The sequence below is a fragment of the Paraburkholderia bannensis NBRC 103871 genome (assembly GCF_000685015.1).
In the GTDB taxonomy this organism is placed as follows: domain Bacteria; phylum Pseudomonadota; class Gammaproteobacteria; order Burkholderiales; family Burkholderiaceae; genus Paraburkholderia; species Paraburkholderia bannensis.
Genome location: NZ_BAYA01000006.1, coordinates 271,347 through 289,594, shown reverse-complemented (window position 1 = coordinate 289,594; position 18,248 = coordinate 271,347). Strand labels below are relative to the sequence as shown.

At 66.5% G+C, this 18,248-nt stretch carries 19 protein-coding genes; 8 read left to right on the top strand and 11 right to left on the bottom strand.

Annotated features, from left to right (window positions below; translation table 11 throughout):
- Positions 1-70: 70 nt before the first annotated feature.
- On the bottom strand, positions 71-724 hold the full coding sequence (locus BBA01S_RS12560) for a 2-hydroxychromene-2-carboxylate isomerase (RefSeq protein WP_027816754.1): 654 nt from the start codon (positions 722-724) through the stop codon (positions 71-73).
- Positions 725-901: 177 nt separating this feature from the next.
- On the bottom strand, positions 902-2,344 hold the full coding sequence (locus BBA01S_RS41030; RefSeq protein ID WP_042296905.1) for a TAXI family TRAP transporter solute-binding subunit: 1,443 nt from the start codon (positions 2,342-2,344) through the stop codon (positions 902-904).
- A 560-nt stretch (positions 2,345-2,904) separates the two neighbouring features.
- Here BBA01S_RS41030 and BBA01S_RS12550 point away from each other — a divergent pair.
- Both BBA01S_RS12550 and BBA01S_RS12545 read left to right on the top strand, forming a co-directional pair.
- Positions 2,905-3,255 (top strand): BON domain-containing protein, encoded by a 351-nt coding sequence (locus BBA01S_RS12550; RefSeq protein ID WP_027816753.1) that lies wholly within the window; start codon positions 2,905-2,907, stop codon positions 3,253-3,255.
- A gap of 239 nt (positions 3,256-3,494) precedes the next feature.
- Complete coding sequence (locus tag BBA01S_RS12545; RefSeq protein ID WP_027816752.1) at positions 3,495-3,755, top strand: hypothetical protein; 261 nt, start codon at positions 3,495-3,497, stop codon at positions 3,753-3,755.
- Between the two features lie 113 nt (positions 3,756-3,868).
- On the opposite strand, the gene BBA01S_RS12540 is transcribed toward BBA01S_RS12545, so the two are convergent.
- Entirely contained in the window at positions 3,869-4,657 is a 789-nt protein-coding gene (locus BBA01S_RS12540) for a sulfite exporter TauE/SafE family protein (protein ID WP_027816751.1), read from the bottom strand.
- Positions 4,658-4,980: 323 nt separating this feature from the next.
- Between BBA01S_RS12540 and rarD the strand changes: the two genes are divergently transcribed.
- A complete protein-coding gene (gene rarD, locus BBA01S_RS12535; protein WP_027816750.1) occupies positions 4,981-5,874 on the top strand; it encodes an EamA family transporter RarD in 894 nt (297 codons plus the stop codon).
- A 102-nt stretch (positions 5,875-5,976) separates the two neighbouring features.
- Entirely contained in the window at positions 5,977-6,357 is a 381-nt protein-coding gene (locus BBA01S_RS12530) for a DUF5594 family protein (RefSeq protein WP_027816749.1), read from the top strand.
- 59 nt (positions 6,358-6,416) lie between these two features.
- Here the strand turns inward: BBA01S_RS12530 and BBA01S_RS12525 are convergent, their stop codons facing one another.
- From BBA01S_RS12525 to BBA01S_RS12515, 3 genes are read right to left on the bottom strand one after another with little or no spacing between them, the layout of a single operon-like run.
- Positions 6,417-7,253 carry a sulfite exporter TauE/SafE family protein gene (locus BBA01S_RS12525; protein WP_027816748.1) on the bottom strand — a complete coding sequence of 279 codons (837 nt, stop codon included), beginning with the start codon at positions 7,251-7,253 and terminating at the stop codon, positions 6,417-6,419.
- 45 nt (positions 7,254-7,298) lie between these two features.
- A complete protein-coding gene (locus BBA01S_RS41025) occupies positions 7,299-8,909 on the bottom strand; it encodes a bifunctional protein tyrosine phosphatase family protein/NAD(P)/FAD-dependent oxidoreductase (protein ID WP_062863696.1) in 1,611 nt (536 codons plus the stop codon).
- A 57-nt stretch (positions 8,910-8,966) separates the two neighbouring features.
- Complete coding sequence (locus BBA01S_RS12515) at positions 8,967-9,320, bottom strand: ArsR/SmtB family transcription factor (RefSeq protein WP_027816747.1); 354 nt, start codon at positions 9,318-9,320, stop codon at positions 8,967-8,969.
- A gap of 127 nt (positions 9,321-9,447) precedes the next feature.
- On the opposite strand from BBA01S_RS12515, the gene BBA01S_RS41020 reads away from it, so the two are divergent.
- From BBA01S_RS41020 to BBA01S_RS41015, 3 genes are all read left to right on the top strand, one after another.
- Positions 9,448-10,341: an MBL fold metallo-hydrolase gene (locus tag BBA01S_RS41020; RefSeq protein WP_042296903.1), complete on the top strand. Its 894-nt coding sequence runs from the start codon at positions 9,448-9,450 to the stop codon at positions 10,339-10,341.
- Between the two features lie 182 nt (positions 10,342-10,523).
- Entirely contained in the window at positions 10,524-11,492 is a 969-nt protein-coding gene (locus tag BBA01S_RS12505; protein ID WP_027816746.1) for a quinone oxidoreductase family protein, read from the top strand.
- Positions 11,493-11,529: 37 nt separating this feature from the next.
- Positions 11,530-11,706 carry a DUF1427 family protein gene (locus tag BBA01S_RS41015; protein ID WP_042296900.1) on the top strand — a complete coding sequence of 59 codons (177 nt, stop codon included), beginning with the start codon at positions 11,530-11,532 and terminating at the stop codon, positions 11,704-11,706.
- A gap of 59 nt (positions 11,707-11,765) precedes the next feature.
- Here BBA01S_RS41015 and BBA01S_RS12495 read toward each other — a convergent pair whose 3' ends face one another.
- From BBA01S_RS12495 to BBA01S_RS12485, 3 genes are all read right to left on the bottom strand, one after another.
- The gene (locus BBA01S_RS12495) at positions 11,766-12,218 is read right to left on the bottom strand and encodes a host attachment protein (RefSeq protein ID WP_027816745.1); all 453 of its coding nucleotides are present in this window, start codon (positions 12,216-12,218) and stop codon (positions 11,766-11,768) included.
- Between the two features lie 278 nt (positions 12,219-12,496).
- Positions 12,497-12,631, bottom strand: coding sequence for an entericidin A/B family lipoprotein (locus BBA01S_RS12490; protein ID WP_027816744.1), 135 nt, complete (start codon positions 12,629-12,631; stop codon positions 12,497-12,499).
- A gap of 137 nt (positions 12,632-12,768) precedes the next feature.
- Positions 12,769-13,872, bottom strand: a complete 1,104-nt coding sequence (locus BBA01S_RS12485; protein ID WP_027816743.1) for an MraY family glycosyltransferase — start codon at positions 13,870-13,872, stop codon at positions 12,769-12,771.
- A gap of 332 nt (positions 13,873-14,204) precedes the next feature.
- On the opposite strand from BBA01S_RS12485, the gene BBA01S_RS12475 reads away from it, so the two are divergent.
- Positions 14,205-15,239: a glycosyltransferase family 2 protein gene (locus BBA01S_RS12475; protein WP_027816742.1), complete on the top strand. Its 1,035-nt coding sequence runs from the start codon at positions 14,205-14,207 to the stop codon at positions 15,237-15,239.
- A 21-nt stretch (positions 15,240-15,260) separates the two neighbouring features.
- Here BBA01S_RS12475 and BBA01S_RS12470 read toward each other — a convergent pair whose 3' ends face one another.
- Positions 15,261-16,577: a glycoside hydrolase 5 family protein gene (locus BBA01S_RS12470; protein ID WP_245641487.1), complete on the bottom strand. Its 1,317-nt coding sequence runs from the start codon at positions 16,575-16,577 to the stop codon at positions 15,261-15,263.
- Between the two features lie 2 nt (positions 16,578-16,579).
- The gene (locus BBA01S_RS41010) at positions 16,580-18,061 is read right to left on the bottom strand and encodes a flippase (protein WP_052391736.1); all 1,482 of its coding nucleotides are present in this window, start codon (positions 18,059-18,061) and stop codon (positions 16,580-16,582) included.
- Between the last annotated feature and the right edge of the window lie 187 nt (positions 18,062-18,248).

The following is an 18,248-nucleotide window of genomic DNA, read 5'->3' as shown; positions in this document are numbered from 1 at the left end:
GAACCGGCCCTGAATCAGCCCTGAACCGGGCCGGATTCAGCCCTGATTCAAGCGGGTTTGACGCGGGCTTTCAGGCAGCTTCCGGGCTGGCCAAACCCGAAGGCAGCGTGCTGATGCGCTTGACCTCGCGCGAGTCGAGCCAGTTGGGCGTGCGGGCGCAATAGAGCACCATCGGCAGCGCGTCTTCGCCCCAGAACAGCTGCTTGTTCATCCAGAAAGTCGGCACGCCGAACACGCCCATCGAAATCGCGTCGTTGGTGTAGCGGCGCAGTTGCGCGCGCACCGCTTCTTCTTCGATCAGCGCTTCGCCGTGCGCAATGCCCACGCGCTCGCACAGCTGCTCGAAGCCTTCCTCGCTCGACGGGTCGCGGCCTTCGCGCCAGATGAAGCGGAAAATCTCGCGCACGCAGGCGAACTCGCCGCCCGCCGCAATCGCCAGCAGCATCGGCTTGACCGAGTCGAACGGATGCGCGGGCGGCATCTTCAGCGGAATGCCGAGCTGTTCCGCGCGAAAGAGGGCGTGGCGGTAGGTGAAGATGCGCTTGGCGGGAATCGCGCCGCCATAGGGCGTGCCCCAATGGCGATAGAGGTCGCTGAGCAGCACCGGCGTCGGCACGAAGTCGAACCCTGGCCACTTGTCGTACTGCTCCAGCAGCAGATACGAGAACGGCGACACGAAGTCGTAGAACCAGGCCGGCTGGTTGGCGTCGATGCCGCTGATCATGCTGTTCCTCCGAGATGAGCCTCATGCGGGCCGCACCGGCGGCCCGTCGTTCGAGTATTGACTGTATTCGTTTGCGCGTGCTGCTTTTTTGCCTCGGGACTTTCCGCACGTGACGGTTCGAAACATTTGTCCTGCTGCGTTTGTGCGGCCGATCATGACCTGCCGCACTTGTCCTGCTTACGTGCGGATCGCCGGTTCGCTGGCGTCCGGGTTTGTCCCATCCTTGCCGCTGTTTTCATCGCCGCTTTCGCCGCTGTCCTCACTTCTGGCTTCGAGCTTTTCGCGCACGGCCAGCAGCCGCTCGCGCACGAAGCCGATATGTTCGCGCAGCACGTAAAACTGCCCCGCATACGCCAGCGGCATCTTCATGCCGTTCACCGACTCCTCGATCTTGTCGAGCTGGCGCATGAGCGAGCGGCGCTCGTCGGGCGAGTTGTCGGCGAGCGCGGCGCGCTCCAGCGCAATCAGCGAGCCATACCAGCGATAGATCCGCGATTTTACCCGCCAGGCGTAGAGGCCAGGCACGAGACGCAGCCCCGGAATCAGCACCACGATGACCGGCACCAGCACGACCAGCAGCCGGTCGGCGAGGCTCGCGAGCCAGAACGGCAGCAGGCGATACAGGAAACTCTTGCCCGACTTGTAGTAGCGCGCGGCATCGTCGCTGATCGGGAAATCCTGCGCGCGCGGCGCCGGAAATTCGCCCGCGCGCTGCAGCAGCGTCGAGCGGCCATGCACCTCCTTGGCCGCTTCGACGAGCAGGTCGGAGAGCGCGGGATGCAGCGAGTCGCGCGCGACCAGTTCAGCGGTTGGCGCGATGAAGTGCAGCGGCGCGGCGGGCAGGTTGCGCCCGAAGTCGAACGCGCCCATCGGGATCGTGATGGCCGTGAGATACGGGAAGCGGCGCGCGTAGGCGTCGGCCTGGGCGAAGTCGAAAAAGCGCACGCCCGGCATGCGCATGAGGCGGCCCATGACCGGCGGCTGGGCGGAGTCTCCCGCCAGGAACGCCACGTCGATCTTGCCCTCCACCAGCGCGTGCGCGGCGTCGTCGCCGGACATCGGCAGCAGTTGCGTCTTGCCGCCCGGTTCGATGCCGTTGGCCTTGAGCAGCGCGAGCGCGAGTTCGCGCGTGCCGCTGCCTTCCGCGCCGATGGCGAGGCGCTCGCCCTCGAATTGCGACAGGCGCGTGACCGGCGGCCCGTGATAGAAGACCGCGAGCGGCACATAGGCCACGCTGCCCAGCGAGACCAGTCCCTGCGGCACCTTGTTGGTCGCGAGACCGTCCTGCACGAACGCGACATCGACATGCGAGGCCGGGTCTGACAGGCGCGCGAGATTTTGCGCCGAGCCTTCCGATTCGAGCACGTCGAGCGTGATGTTGTTGCGCGCGAGGATCGTCTTGTACTTCTGCGCGGCGTTCCAGAAGGTGCTGCCCTTGGGGCCCGCGCTCATCGTCAGGGTGCTGGGCGGCGCGGGCTGGATCAGCCGCACGGCGAGCCAGATGGCCGCCACGCTCACCAGCAGGATGGGGCCGAACGAGACAGCCAGGTCGCGCCACGAAATCGCCACGAAGCGCGCGACGAGACGTACAGGAGGTTTGCGGCCGGAGGGGGACTTCATCGGGGAGTGGTGGGCCTCGGGAGGTTCGGGTCGTGCGGCGCCTCGGTTTGCCCGCTGCCCGCCGATGTTACATGAGAATGGCGGCTCTAGCGCCATGAAGCGAGGCGTGGCGCGCACGCCGCGCCGGCCGCTAAAAACTTTGCGCTCGGGCCCCGCCCAGGCTAAATTGTGGGTCGCTGCGGCGCGCTCAGGCGCGCGGCGGCCGGAGTCGAGCAAATCGACCGTGACTAGACCGTTACTATCCAGAAGCTGTTCAAGCAGCTCGAAGAAGCTTCACGGCAACCGGTGAAAGTGTCGCTATGTGTGCCAGCGGCGCCGGCGTGTCGCTTCGCACAACCGAATCCTTGCCTCTCGCAGCAGCGTGTCCTGACCATGGCAGTGTCTCGACGCGCGTACGCGCTCGCATGCCTGCCCGTGGGTGTCGTACCGAAGCCGTCAGACTGGGCGGGCCGCAGCACCGCGTCCGGCTCCAGCAAGAGGCGGTCCATTTTCGCCACGTGGCTTGGGCCATGAGCGAAGCAACGTGTGAAGCAACAACGCGATAGTAACAAGGAGAAAATATGAAATCGGTCGCTATTCTGAAGACTCTGGCCGCTGTGGCCTGCGTGACGGTCGCATGCAGCGTGTATGCCCAGGACACCTCGGCGAGCGGCGCGGCCGCCATGACGTCGGCGGCTCCGGCCCCGTCGGCCAAGAAGGTCGACCGCAAGCTCGGCTACACGGTTCGCAAGGCGCTGTCGAAGGCACAAGGCCTCGACGTGTCGAACATCACTGTGCGCTCGCGCTCGGGCGCCGTCACGCTGACGGGCTCGGTTCCGACGCAGGGTCAGATCGACCAGGCAGGCCAGGTCGCGCAAGGCGTGGCAGGCGTGAAGTCGGTGACGAACAAGCTGTCGGTCATGCAGCAGTAATTGCTTCAGGCTGGTCTCGAACCAGCCAGGCACCGCAAGAACGGGCTCCGGCGCATCGCCGGGGCCCGTTTTTTTTGGACTCGTTTTTTCGGACTCGCTTTTTTCGGACTATTTACGCGGGGAATGGCGGATGCGCGCGATAAATGTGAACTGACACACAGCTTTCGCGTGTTTGGGGGTATATCTTGCACTCATGCAGACCCCACGAGTCCTCTTGTGGCTCCTTGCCGGACACTGTCATGACCATTCACACCTACACCGATTTGCCGCTCGTCGATCGCGCGGCGTTCGAGCTGGCCTGCGCGCGGCACGGCTTCGCTCCGATCCACTTCGACGTGAGCGGCGAAACCGATCCCGACGATCCCGAGCATGGCGACTTGCTGATCGTGCGGCGCGGCGCGTGGGCCCAGGCCTACCGCATCGACGCGCGCGGGCAGTGGCTGCGCCAGTTCGAGACCGACCTGAACGGCCGCTTCTTCAGCCGGGCGCCGCACGCCTGAGCCGAAGGTCGTCGATAAAACGGGGAAACACGCGCGGCGCGACGGCCGCGCGGAGTGTTTTTATGCGCTGATCCGGGCGATCAGGCGCATTTCAGGCGCATTTCGGGCCCAGTTCAAGCCAGCACGAGACGCATGCCCACGAGCGTGAGCGTGGCGGCCAGCAGCATGCGCAGCAGCTTTTCAGGCGCGCGCGAGGAAAGCATGCTGCCGATGGCGATGCCGGGCAGCGAGCCGCACAGCAGCGACAGCAGCATCGACCAGTCGATCGAGCCGAGCAGCCAGTGCCCCGCGCCCGCAAGCAGCGTGAGCGGCACCGCGTGAGCGACATCGGAACCGACAATGCGCACCGTCGGCAGCGCCGGATACAGCAGCAACAGCACCGTCACGCCGATCGCACCCGCGCCCACCGAGGTCAGCGACACCAGCGCGCCCAGGATCGCACCCGTCAGGATCGTGAAGAGCAGCGTGCGTTTCTCGCTCGGCCCATGCCGATGGCGCGCCGCGAAGGCCGCCAGTTGCGGGCGAAACAGCAGCGCGACCGCGGTAATCAGCAGCGCCGCGCCCAGCACCGCCTGGATCAGGTGCCCGGCGCGCGGCGTGTCCATGCCGTAGCGGTGCAGCAGGATCAGCGTGATCGTGGCCGCCGGCACGCTGCCGGCCGCAAGCCGTAGCGTCACGCGCCAGTCCACCGAACCCTTGAGCCCATGCACCAGCGTGCCCGCCGATTTGGTCGCGGCGGCGTAGAGCAGGTCGGTGCCGACCGCCGTGGCGGGGTGGACGTTGAAGAGCAGCACGAGGATCGGCGTCATCAGCGAGCCGCCGCCAACGCCAGTCAAGCCGACCAGGAAACCGACCGCGAGGCCGGACAGCGAATACAGCGGTTCGATATGAGGTAGGGACATCGCGGCGGCGCGGATCGCGCGCGGGGCGCGCGTCTCACGGGAAAAGAATGCGGGTCTAGCTACATGCCTCGCGGATGACGCGGCGTCGCGACACGGGCCCATGACCGTCGATCAGTCGATTCACAGTCGATTCGGTCAGGCGCGCGTCAGGCTGGACAGCGGCAAAGTCTGGCGGCGAAAGTCCGCTATTGTCGCAAAACCGGCGGCCTGGCGCAGGGGATCGATGAAATCTTCCTGAAATTTTCTGGTACGGTTTGATTCCCCCGGCGGTCGTGAAGGCTCAGACCGCTGCCGCGAGATGCGTCAATCCAACCCGAACGCCTATGAATTCCGGCATCGCCTACGCCCTGTCCGCCTTCGTCATGTGGGGCCTCTTTCCGGTCTACTTCAAGACGCTGCACCAGATCCCCGCGCTCGAAATGCTCGCGCATCGCATGGCCTGGTCGCTCGTGTTCATCCTGGGCGTGCTGGTCGTGCGGCATCACTGGAGCTGGCTGCGGCCCGCGCTGCGCGACCGGCGTCTCGTCGCGCGCTTCGCCGCGAGCGCCGTGCTGCTGTCGGCCAACTGGGGCATCTATATCTGGGCCGTGAACGCCGGGCACATCGTCGAAGCGAGTCTCGGTTACTTCATCAATCCGCTCATCAATGTCGTGTTCGGCTATGCGTTCCTGCGCGAACGCATGCGGCCGCTGCAATGGTGCGCGGTGGCGATCGCGACGCTGGGCGTGATCTGGCTGACCTGGCAGAACGGTACGCCGCCGTGGATCAGCCTCGCGCTCGCGGCGACCTTCGGCGGCTATGGGCTGCTGCGCAAGACCGCGCAGCTCGGCGCGCTCGAAGGGCTGACGCTCGAAACGGTGCTGCTGTTTCCGGTGGCGCTCGTGTATCTGACGATCATCGGGCTGACGGGCGCGAGTCACTTTGCGCATGCGTCGCTCGGCCTGCAACTGCTGCTGGCCGCCGCCGGGCCGATCACCGCGGTGCCGCTGCTGCTGTTCGCGGCGGCCGCGCGGCGCATCCCCCTGTCGATGCTCGGGCTGATCCAGTACGTCACGCCCACGCTGCAACTGCTCACGGGCGTGCTGATCTACAGCGAGCCGTTCGGGTCGGTGCGCGCGATCGGTTATGGCGCGATCTGGGTCGCGCTCGCGCTTTATTCGTTCGAAGGCTTGCGCGGCACGCTGGCGGCGGCGCGGGCGGCGCGCGTTGCCGACTGACGCGTCCGGGCTGGCGCGATGGCGCAGGCGTATGCGACGATGTGCCGGAAGCAGGCAGAGCAATTAAAGCAATCAAGGCACGAGAACTGGAGACACCCGCGCATGAGCAACGAAGCCGTTCATCGATTCGAAGACGCTTTTGCGCCGCGCATTGCCGCGAAGCTGGCGAAGCATTTCGGGCCGACGGTGCAAGTCGATGTCGTGCCCAATGAAGGTCATGGCCGCCCCACGCGCGTGCGCCTGCGCGGCGAGCCTGGTGAGGCGCGCCACGCCTATGCGTACGCGTTGAACGTGTCGCTGACCTGGGACGTCGACGAGATCGAGCGCCTGATGGAACCCGGCGGCGAGGCGCGTTTCGCGCATTACCTGGAAGCGACGGTGCGCAAGATGGCGGCGTGGCAGACGGCGCGTCCGGTGGACTTCTCGACGCGCACGCAGGGCGAGCCGGAAATCCTGATCGGCGGGCTGGATTTCGAGGGCTGAGTCCGGGGGCTGAATTCGAGAGATGAGTTCGAGGACTGAATTCGAGGGCTGAGCCGGCGTCAGGCCACCAGCGCATGAACGGCCTTCACCGCCATGCCGATTGCCACGCAGCCGGCGAACACCGCGAACGACTGCTGCAAGCGCGCGCCGCTCACATGACGCGCGAAGCTGCGGCCCACGAGCATCCCGGCGAGCGCGCCCGCCGCGAACGGCAGCGCGTTGACCCAGAGCATGTGCCCGCTGGCAGCGGAGGCCGCCACGCCTGAAATCGACACCAGCGCGATCACGGCAAGCGAAGTCGCGACAATGCCTTGCATCGGAATATCGGAGGCGCGCTTGAGCGCCGGCACGATCACAAATCCGCCGCCCACGCCGAGCAGGCCCGAAAGAAAGCCCGCCATCGCCCCCGAAAGCGCGAGCGCCCGCGCACAGGGTGCAGTCCAGTCGAGCTTGCCGCGTTCCAGGTTGAGCCGGCAGGGCAGATCGGAAGGACAAGGTTCGGCGCCACCGTGAAGGTCGTGCGCCGCACTCGCGGCCGGCTGGTTGAACATGCGCCAGGCCACGCGCGTGAGCACCAGCGCGAACACCAGCATGAGCGGCGCGTCCGGCACGCGATGCGCGACCCACAGCCCGGCAGGCGAGATCACCGCGCCCGAGCACGCCATCAGCGCGGCGGCCTTGTAGCGCACCTTGCCCTCGCGCAGCGCGAGCAGCGCGCCAATGCCCGCCGCGAGCGCCACCGCGAACAACCCGATGGGCGCGGCCTGCGCCACGCTCAAGCCGAGGCCGAACACCAGCAGCGGCACCGCGACAATCGCGCCGCCCGCGCCCGTCAGTGCGAGGATGAGCCCGACGACCGAGCCAAGCGCGGCGCTCACGAGCAGGGCGGTATCCATGGTGCGGGGCTCCTTTTTATCGATGTCGGATGCGCGGCGAGCGGCTTAGCCTTGCGTATCGCTGGCCGTCGCGCCCGTGAACCATTCGCGGCCCTTGAGCATGCCGCTCCAGTAGAAGCGCGGCAGCACGCTTGCCTTGAGGAACCACATCAGGCGGCGCGGGCGCGTCGGGTCGAGCGGGAAAGTCGGCAGCAGCTTGCCGCCGTAGCCGAACTCGGCGAGCACGACCTTGCCTTTCTCGACCGTGAGCGGGCACGAACCATAACCATCGTAGCGATAGCGCATCTCCACATGCGCACGCGCGGCCAGCAGGTTCTCGGCGACGATCACGGCCTGCTTGCGCGCTGCCGCACCGGTCTTCGCATTGGGCGCGGAACACACGTCGCCAAGCGAAAACACGTTGGGCCAGCGGGGATGCTGGAGCGTCGCATGATCGACTTCGCACCAGCCCGCCGCATCGGCGAGATCGCTTTCGCGGATGAAGTCGGGCGCGACCTGCGGCGGCACGACGTGGATCATGTCGAAGCGCTTGTCGACGCGCGTGACGTTGCCGTCGGCGTCCTTCACTTCGAAGGTGGCCTTGCGCGCCGGGCCGTCGATGGCGACCAGGTTCGAGCTGAATTCGAGCTGCGCGTTATAGCGCTTCACGTACGCCATGAGCGGCGGCACGAACGTCGGCACGCCGAACAGCACCGCGCCCGCCAGGTCGAATTCGACCTTCACCTTCGGCAGCACGCCGCGCTTCATCCAGTGATCGCAGGCGAGATACATGGCTTTCTGCGGCGCGCCCGCGCACTTGATCGGCATGGCCGGCTGCGTGAAGAGCGCCGTGCCGCTCTGCATTTTCTGCACGAGCTCCCACGTGTAGGGCGCGAGGTCGTAGCGGTAGTTCGAGGTCACGCCATTCTTGCCGAGCGTCTCCTGCAGGCCCGCGATGCGCTCCCACGCCAGACGCAGCCCCGGTGCGACGATCAACTGCTTGTACGCGACGGTGTCGCCGTTGCTCAGGTGCACGAGGTTCTGCGCAGGCTCGACGCGCGCGGCGCCCGCGCGGATCCACGTCGCGCCTTGCGGCATGACGCTGGCCATCGCACGGCGCGTCTTTTTCACGTCGAACGCGCCGCCGCCCACCAGCGTCCAGGCGGGCTGATAGTCGTGATGCTCGTTCGGCTCGACGATGGCGATGCGCAGGTCGCGGCGGCGGCGCAGCAGGCTCGACGTCACGCTGATGCCTGCCAGTCCGCCGCCGATCACGACGACGTCCCAGGGTTCCGGGTCGCTGACCGTGCGGGGAGCCGATGCGGCAACGGGCGCGGCCACGGCGGCCGCCTGCGCGAACTGCCACAGATTGGTCGCGCGGTTGCCGGTGCGGCAGTAGGCGAGCACGGGCGCGGGCAGGTCGGCGAGCAGTTGCGCGAACTGCGCGACCTCGTCGGGGCCGATCTTGCCGGGCGTGACGGGCAGGTAGGCGAACTGGAGACCGAGTTGTTCCGCGGCGGCGCGAATCTCAGCGGATGCCGGCTGCGTCGGGCCGCCTTCGCCGTCGGGCCGGTTGCAGATGAGCGAGCGGAAGCCTGCGGCCGCGATGGCGGCGAGATCGGCGGGCGTGATCTGGTCGGCGCTCGCGAAGCGCGCGTCGTGTTGCACGAGTTGCATAAGCTCGAAAACTCCTGGTGTGGCTGAATGTTTTTCTGCGGCGTGGGGCGCTGGCGTTTATGCCTTGCGCGCCGGGTTTGCCGGGGTTGCCTTCAGTCGGCCGCAATAAAGGCTGGAAAGCGTCTGCATCACCTGGATGACCTCGGTGCTCGCGAGACGGTAGTAGATGTACTTGCCTTCGCGGCGCGTCTCGACGAGGCCTTCCTCGCGCAGCACGCCCAGGTGCTGCGACAGACTCGGCTGATGCACGCCGACGAGATCTTCCAGCTCGCCGACATTGCGCTCGCCCTCGGTGAGCTGGCACAGCAGCAGCAAACGGTCTTCGTGCGCGAGCGCCTTGAGCAGCGCGCAGCACTTTTCGGCGGATTCGCGCAGTGCGGCGAGCGCATCGGGCGTGATAGGGGAGTTCATAGGCGGGTCACCGGAGCGATGAGCAGAGCGATGTGCGACATCATGGAGCAGCGGTCAGTTTATTGACAAACATTATATCGATTCATAATATGTGCCTCAATAGAATATGCGCTACAGGGAGTCACCGATGTCCGCACCCGCCGCCAGATCGCCAGCCGAAGCCGCTACGCTCGTCGAGCCGTTCTTCGACCCGGTCACCTCCACCGTCACTTACGTCGTGCATTCGGGGCGCGGCTCGGCGTGCGCGATCGTCGATCCGGTGCTGGACTACGACCCGAAGTCGGGCCGCACGTCCACGGAATCGGCGCAACGCGTGATCGCTTTCGTGCGCGAATACGGGCTGAGCGTGGACTGGCTGCTGGAGACTCACGCGCACGCGGATCATCTGTCCGCCGCGCCGTTCCTGCGCCAGGAACTGGGCGGCAAAATCGCCATCGGCGAGCACATTCGCATGGTGCAGGGCGTGTTCGGCAAGGTCTTCAATCTGCACGGCGCGCTGGCGGCCGACGGCAGCGAGTTCGACCATCTCTTCACCGACGAAGAAATCTTCCACGTCGGCCCGCTGGAAGCACGCGCGATGCACGTGCCCGGCCACACGCCTGCCGATCTCGCCTATCGGATCGGCGACGCGGTGTTCGTCGGCGACACGATGTTCATGCCGGATGTCGGCTCGGCGCGCTGCGATTTTCCGGGCGGCGACGCGCACACGCTCTACCGCTCGGTGCGCAAGCTGCTCGACCTGCCGGGCGACACGCGCCTCTACATGTGCCACGACTACCCGCCCGAATCGCGCGGCCCGAGCTTCCAGAGCACCGTCAGCGCCCAGCGCGAGGGCAACATCCACCTGAACGACAGCGTGAGCGAGGACGCCTTCGTGCAGATGCGCAGCGCCCGCGACCGCACGCTCGCCATGCCGAACCTGATCCTGCCGTCGATCCAGGTGAATATCCGCGCAGGCCGCCTGCCCGAGCCCGAGGACAACGGCGTGCGCTACCTGAAGATCCCGCTCGACGCGCTCTGATCCAAAGCGTCGTCCAGCATCAAAACGGCCTGCCTTCGCGCAGGCCGTTTGCATGGGCGCTTGCAGGACGCGGCGCGGGCTTTGTCCGAAATTCGAAAGCATCTGTCCACTCAACTGCGTCCTGGCAATCTAGACTGGCTCCATATCGCAAGCAGCCTTCCCACCGATCAGCGGAGTCCACCATGAAAGCCATCCAGTTCAAGACCTTCGGCAAGCCTGACGTCCTCGAACTCGTCGACCTGCCCACGCCCACGCCCGCCGAGGGCAACGCGCTCGTGCACGTGAAGAGTGCGTCGGTGAACCCGAGCGACGTGAAGAACGTCTCCGGCCACTTCGACCACACGGTATTGCCGCGCGTGCCGGGCCGCGACTTCAGCGGCGTGGTCGTGGCGGGCCCCGACGAGTGGATCGGCGCCGAAGTCTGGGGCACGGGCGGCGACATCGGCTTCACGCGCAACGGCACGCACGCCGAATTCATCGAGATCCCGGTCGCGGCGCTCGCGCGCAAGCCGAAGTCGCTCTCGCATGCGCAGGCCGCGTCGATCGGCGTGAATTTTGTGGTGGGCTGGCTGGGCACCGTCGATTACGCGCAGTTGAGCGCGGGCGAAACGATCGCCGTGATCGGCGTGTCGGGCGGCGTGGGCGGGGCGGTCACGCAGATCGCCAAGGCGCGCGGGGCGCGCGTGATCGGCGTCGGGCGCGAGGCGCCGGATGCGGATTCGCCCGCCGCGCGCCTGATCGACGCTTTCGTGCCGATGGACGGCGACACGGCCGCCAAGGTGCGCGAACTCACGGGCGGCGCGGGCGCGGACGTCGTCTATGACGCAGTGGGCGGCGTGGCGTTCGAGCTGGCGCTGTCGCTCGTCAAGCGCCGTGGCCGTGTGGTCGAGATCAGCGCCACGGGCAAGCGCCGCGTGGAGTTCGACCTGATCGACTTCTATCACAACGAAACGCAGCTGCTGGGCGCGGACAGCGCGAAGCTCGGCGTCGCCGAAGCCGCGCCGATCATGCAGGCGCTGGCCGATGCCTTCGATGCAGGCAAGTTCGCCGCGCCCGTCGTGGCCGAGCGGTTCGCGCTCGAACGCGCGCAGGACGCCTATGCGGCTGTGGCGGCGGGCACGCGCGGGCGCGTCGTCATCGACATGGCCTGAGCACAGCTCAAACGCGATTCAGACTGGGGAACCCGCCATGAAGGCTTATCTGGTTTCGTTGGCCGTGGGCGCGCTCGCGGGCCTGCTTTACAGCGTGCTCGACGTCAAGTCGCCCGCGCCGCCCACCATCGCGCTGGTCGGCCTGCTGGGCATGCTCGCGGGCGAACATGCCATCGGCTTCGTGCGCAGCTGCATCGCGCATCTGGCGGGCTGATTTTGTGGGCTGACGCGGGCCGATTCTGCAGGCTGATTTCGCAGGCTCACGACTGGGCGTCAGGTCTGCGCGCGCACCAGCCGCTCGGGGAAGTGCGTGCGCAACGTCCGGGCGTCTAGCAGCGCGAGATCCTTGTCGAGTTCCAGCGTGACGAGGTTCTTCGTCTGCGGGTCGAGCGCCTTGCGCAGCACGCCGAGAAAAGCGGGCGGCGCGGCCAGCACGAGCGTGCCGTAGCGGCCGTCGTTGCGCGCCTTCGTGAGCGTGGTCGCGACCTGCGCGGCGAAGATCGTCGACTGGTGCTCGTGATGGGCGGTATCGGGGTCGCTCGACTGGCGGCCCGCCGTGGAGCGCTCGGTGCGGCCCGAGCGGTCGCTCACGAGGCTTTGCTCAGGCACGCGGCTTTCGGGATGCAGCAGCGTCTCGATTTCCTCGATGGCGCCCAGCGGATTCTCTGTCGTAAAGATGCGCGCGGTGACGCGATTGGCGACGACGACCCAGATCGACTTCGACATGCTTGTCTCCCTGCCGGTGCTTCGGCGTGGCCTGACGAATCACGCAAGCCGTGGTCGAAGCGATGAGTGGACTCGCGCGGCGCGGCGCGAATCTCAAGGGTAGCGCTTTCGCGGCTCACGCCGGCGCACGGTGCACGAACTTTGTTCCTGGGAGCGCGTCGAGCGTCCCTCGATAAAAGGGGGCGCAAAGCGGTAGAAGCAGAAGGGCCGCTCGCGCATCGATCAGGAATCGAGCGGGAGCGGCCCTGGTGGCGTCAGGCGCAGCGAAAGGTTAGTGCTTACTTCGCCTTGTCCGCCGAATTGGTGATGGCGTTGCCGCCCTTCGAGATATCTTCGCCCGCGCCCGCAATGGTGTTGCACGCGGCCAGCGTGACGGCGAAGAGGGCAAGGGCAAACGCAAGGTAACGCTTCATGTGGCTCATGTCGGCTCTCCTTTTGATGGAATCCCCAGCAACGGACACAACGCATGATGCCCGGCACCGCGCGCGGTCATCGAAGCGATTGTACGCGCGAACCGGGGCCACATGCGCCGGCGTGCCGACGTGAGCGGTCAGGTGCGCCGATGCTTGCGCACCACCAGCCACTTCGGCGAACGGAAGCGCACGATGCTCACGTAGAGCCACACGTAAGTGAGCGCGAACACCACCACGAAGCAGAACAGATGCAGCGTGTGGCGCCAGAACAGCGTGGCCGGAATCACGGCGACGAGGCACAGCAGCCACAGATACGGCGACGTCAGCGAATTGCGGCGCGTCAGCTCACGCGCGGTGCGCGCGCCGACCGCCCAGCGCATCAAGCGCTTGTAGACGAGCATGTGCAGATGCACGCCGTCGGGAATGCCGGGCGACATGCCGCGCACGAACTTCTTCCGGTAGATCGAAAAACAGGTCTCGAAGATCGGGTACATGAACAGCAGCACCGGATACCAGGCCGAGACATCGCGATTGCGCATCACCAGCAGGATCGACAGTTCGGCCAGCATGAAGCCGATGAAGTACGCGCCGCCGTCACCGAGGAAAATCAGCCCGGCCGGGAAATTCCACATGAAGAAGCCGAGCACCGCGCCCATCATGATGAACGACGCCGAGAGCACCACCGGATCGTGCACCTGGAACGCCACGTAGGCGAGCGAGGCGAACATCATGAACGCGACCATCGAGGCCAGGCCGTTGAAGCCGTCGATGATATTGACGGCATTGGCGAGCGCTGCGACCGCGAGCACGGTGATGACGCACGAAATCGCCGCGTAGGAGAGCAGGAAATCGAGCGGCGGCACGCTGATGCGCGTGACCGCGATGCCCAGCAGGAAATACGCGAGCGCGGCGGCGGCCATGGTGCAGATCAGGCGCGCGAGCGGCGAGACCTTCTTGGTCAGGTCTTCGACGAGCCCCGAGGCGAACGCGGGCAGCCCGCACGCGACAATGCCCAGAATGCCGCCCGAAACTGCCGGGTACGCGCCATGCAGCTGCGCAGCGGCGACGATCAGCCCCGCCAGGATGCCGGTTCCGCCGATGCGCGGCACGGGACGCGCGTGAAATTTCTGCACGCCTTCGAGATCCGAGTCGACGGAAAACCTTTCATGCAGATGCGCATAACGCACGATCAGCAGCGTGACCAGCAGTGAGACGATGAAGCCAAGTGCGAAACTAAGCATGAAAGGTAAACGCAGGGCGCAAAAGGAGAATGCGGGATTATACAAAGGCGGCGCGACGTGCCAGGTGTGCGTTCGATATGCGTTCGATATGCGCTTGATGTGCAATCGATGCGCAATTGATGTATGCCGACACCGCGCCGGAAATGATTGGACAGCAGGAAGTTTCCGGCATCGCCTCGGAGCCGCCAGGCCCGCATGATAGTATGGCCGCCCGCAGCGTCATGCGTATCGTCATGCGCCTGTCGCGAGCATCGCCAGACTGGCCTTGACGGCTGCGCCAACTCACACGTTCCATGTGCCGCAGCCTGCGTGGCGCGCACATTTCAGAGCCGATGAATCAGGATAACGAACCCGCCGACCAGGCGACACGCGAAGGGCAGGCCGCCCACGAGGCTGCGCGGCCGCTCGTGTCGATGCTGCTGATCACCTACAACCAGGCCGGTGTGATCGCCGACGCCATCGCTGGCGCGCTCGCGCAGACGTATTCGCCGCTCGAAATCCTGATCTCCGACGACTGCTCGACGGACGCCACCTGGGCCGCCGTCGAAGCCGCCACGCGCGACTACCGCGGCCCGCATCGGCTCGTGCTCAACCGCAACGAACGCAACGCGGGCATCACGGCGCATCTCTCGCAACTCGCGGCGATGAGCCACGGCGAACTGCTGGTCGTGACGGCGGGCGACGACATCTCGGTGCCCGAGCGCTGTGCGCGCCTCGTCGAGTGCTGGAATACGCTGGAGCGCCGCGTTGACCTGATCGCCTCCGATCTCGTGGAGATCGACAGCGCCTCGCCGGACGCGGGCCGTATTGCGCCGACCGATCTCGGCCAGTACCGCCACTTCGACGATTGGGAGCGCGAGCGTCCGTGGGTCGTGGGCGCGTCGCACGCGTGGTCGCGACGCCTGTTCGAGCGCTTCGGGCCGATGCTGCCCGGCGCGATGGCCGAAGACCAGATCATGACGTTCCGCGCCGTGATGACGGGCGGCGCTTACAGCCTTCGCGAGCCGCTCGTGCGTTACCGGCGCGGCGGCCTGTCGGGCAAGAAGCGCTTTCGCACGGTCGAGCAGTTCATCGCACGCGTGAAGCTCACGACCGCGTTCGGACTCGCCGAATCGGAGCAGTTCCAGCGCGACGCGCAGATCGCAGGCGTCGCAGACAAAATGCGCGCGCTGCTCGTGCCCAAGCTCGCGCGCGAGCATTACGCGCGTGACGTGTTCGCGAACAAGGGGATTGGCGCGAAGCTCGCTTTGCTGCTGGGCACGAAGGGCGTCAAGATGGGCTTCAAGCTGCGCATGTTCCTCTACGCCGCGTGTCCGTGCGTGTACCGGCCGTTCTTTGCGGTGCGCAATCTCGTGAAGGGCAAGTAACCGAACTCGGCAGCGGGGAGTTCAACCGCCGGGCTTCGGGCTCGACATCACGTCGAGCAGGATCACGTGATCCGGCACATCCAGTGTCATCTTCAGCGGCGCATCGACGTGCATTTGCGGATCGGCGGAAACCGTCGGATCGTAAAGCGCGGCGCTGCGCATCGCATGCTCGAACTCCACCTGCACCTTCACGCTGCCCGCGTTCAGCGGCTTGCCGGTCGCGCGATCCCAGAAGGGCACTTCGTTCCAGAGCGCAAGCAGGTAATGGCCATTGCCTCCGGCGAGCAGCAGGCTGCGCGCGGACTCCGGCATGCCGCGCAATGCGTAGGATGGCGAATCATTCGTCGGCGATCCTGCCGACGCGGCCCGCAGGATCGCCGTGAGGTTGCGGATCGTGCTTGCGGCGGGCTTGGGCGTGTGGTCGTTGCGGAACAGGCCGAAGTGCATCTCGCCGTTCGCATTCTGTGGATCGGGTTTTTCGTCGAGCAATTCGTAGATATAGGTGCGCGTCACGCCCAGGCTTGCGGCATCGAAGAGTCCGTTGAGCACGCCCTTGGCCTGGCTCGGCTCGTCCACGCCGATGCGCACCCAGCCCGCCTGGGCAATGGTGAAATAGCCGAACTCCGTCACCACGAGCGGCAGCCCGAATTTACGCAGGCCATCGAGGCTCCACGCGAACCACTTGTCGCCGTTGGCATTCCACGCCGGTTGCTCGCCGTTTTGCGGATAGACATGCTGGTTCGCGTAATCGGCGGCGCCCGCGCGCGTGCTCACATGCGCGACGTCGTAGCCCGTCAGGTCGTACACGGGCACGTTCGCGAAGCGCGCGTTGCCGTGCACATGCTGATAGATCGCCTGCTGCGCGGCGAAGCCCGCCGGCTCGCCGGTGAGCCCGTTGTAGTGCACCGGAAAGTTGTTGATCTCGTTGAAGCCTTCCACGGCGGCGACGCTGCGGGGCGCGGCGGCATCGAAACGCTCAAGCTGAAGCAGCGAATCCGCGACGTCGGGGCGGATCACGAAACTGAACTTCACGCCCTGCTGCGCGAGCCAGACATAGCTCGACAACGGCGCCGATGTTCCCGGCGTGCCTTCGCGCACGTGCCGTACGCCGATCCACGCCAGATCGGCGGCTACCTTGCGCACGTCGGCATAGGCGCCATCGGTGTAGTCGATGTGGGTGTTCACGGCGATGCTGTCGAGGAAGGCATCCGAGCGCAGCGGCTGCGCATTGGACGGCGCCTGAGCGTGCGCCAACGGCGAACCAATCGAGGCAATCGAACCAATCATCAGCATGCCGAACGATAGGGCCATGGCCCAACGGAAAGTCGTGCCGTTCACGTTCAGTTTCCTTGTGCCCAGCGCCGCGTGACGTTGCGCAGCGAGGCCAGCGCGCCGACGACCCGCGCGAACGCCTGCGGTTCGCTGCGCGCCGTCCACCCAAGCGAGACCGCCGTCATGCCGATCCACGCCGCGATAAAGGGCCAGCTGAGGGGGGCGAACAGCAGCGTTGCGACATACGCCAGGGCGACGATCAGCGCAGGAGCGAGCAGAGGACGGGCAGGGCGGGCGTCGAGCTTCGCGGCATGAAACAGCAGCACGCCGTCGAGCAAGCAGCGCGCGCTCCACGCCAGCGCCGCGCCCAGCACGCCGAAGCTGTGCATCGCCCACCACAGCAGCGCGAAGAACGGCAGCATCTCATAGGCCTGGAAGCGCGCGACGATCCCTGGACGCCCGGTGGCCTGCAAATGGCACGCCGCGATCGATGCGAGGGAGTTGATCCAGATGCCCAGCAGGATCGTTTCGCCCACCGACGCCGCGTGAGACGTGAATTCCTGGCCGACCCAGAGCGTGAGAAACGGATGCATGAGGAACATGCCGAACACGGTCATCGGCGTGAGCGCGGCGGCGAGGCCGCGAATCGTGCTGGCGGAGAGTTCCGCGGCGTGCGCCGCATCGAGCGAGGACAGCCGCGGAAACAGCGTGCGCGTGAGCACGCTCGGCAGCAGTTTCACGCGCCCGGCCAGATTGAACGGCACCTGATACCAGGTGACGGCCTGCGGCCCGAGCGCGCTGCCGATCATGAGACGGTCGGCGGTCTCCAGCAGCGGCTGCGCGAGGCTCGTCACGCTGATCCACGCGCCGTACGACATCAGCTTGCTCACCAGCGCGCGGCGCGGGCCGCCCGCGAAACGCAGCGGAAAAATGCGCCAGACCACCACCGCGTTCAGCGCGAGCGCGGCCATGCCCGCCACCAGCGTGCCGTACACGAGATGGCGCAGGCTCGGCCCGAACAGCAGCGCCGCGCCCAGCGGGACGAGCTGATAGAGCAGCGTGACGGGCATTTGCACCGCATTGAGTGCGCCGAAGCGCTCGCGCCCGATCATCGCGCCGTTGAACACGCTGATGAGATTCGACAGCGGCACGAGGCAGGCCACGACGGGCAGCGCAGGCATCAGTTCGGCGGCGAGCGCCGGGCCCATGTCGAAGTGGCCGATCAGCACTTGCAGCAGGCCGTAAAGCAGCACGCCGCCCGTGACGCCAAGCGCGGCGTTCACGACCAGCGCCGTCCACAGCACCGATTCGCGCTCGGCGTGGGTGGCTTCGGAGAGCTGCGCGACGCGGTTGGACGTCGCGGAAGACAGGCCCAGATCGAGAAAGCCGAAATAGCCCTGCACCATCCAGACGATCGCAAGCACGCCGTAGCGCGCGGCGCCAATGTGCTGGAGGTAGATGGGCGTGGTGACGAGCGCGACCAGCATCGGCAGGAGGCTGCCGACGAGGTTGAACGTGGCGCTGCGTTTGAGGCTGGGCCTGGCGGTCATGATGCGTCCATCGCGCCGTGGGCGCGGTGCTGGGCGCGATCGGGTCGCGCTGTTATGGTCGTGCGGTCCTGTGCGTGGCGGCGCGGCGCATCGCAGTCGATCTGAACAGGCGATCGGGACATACGGGTCGCGTGCGCGCCAACGACGCGTGCCCCCATTCTGGACGCGCGAAGCGGGGGCGTTTGTG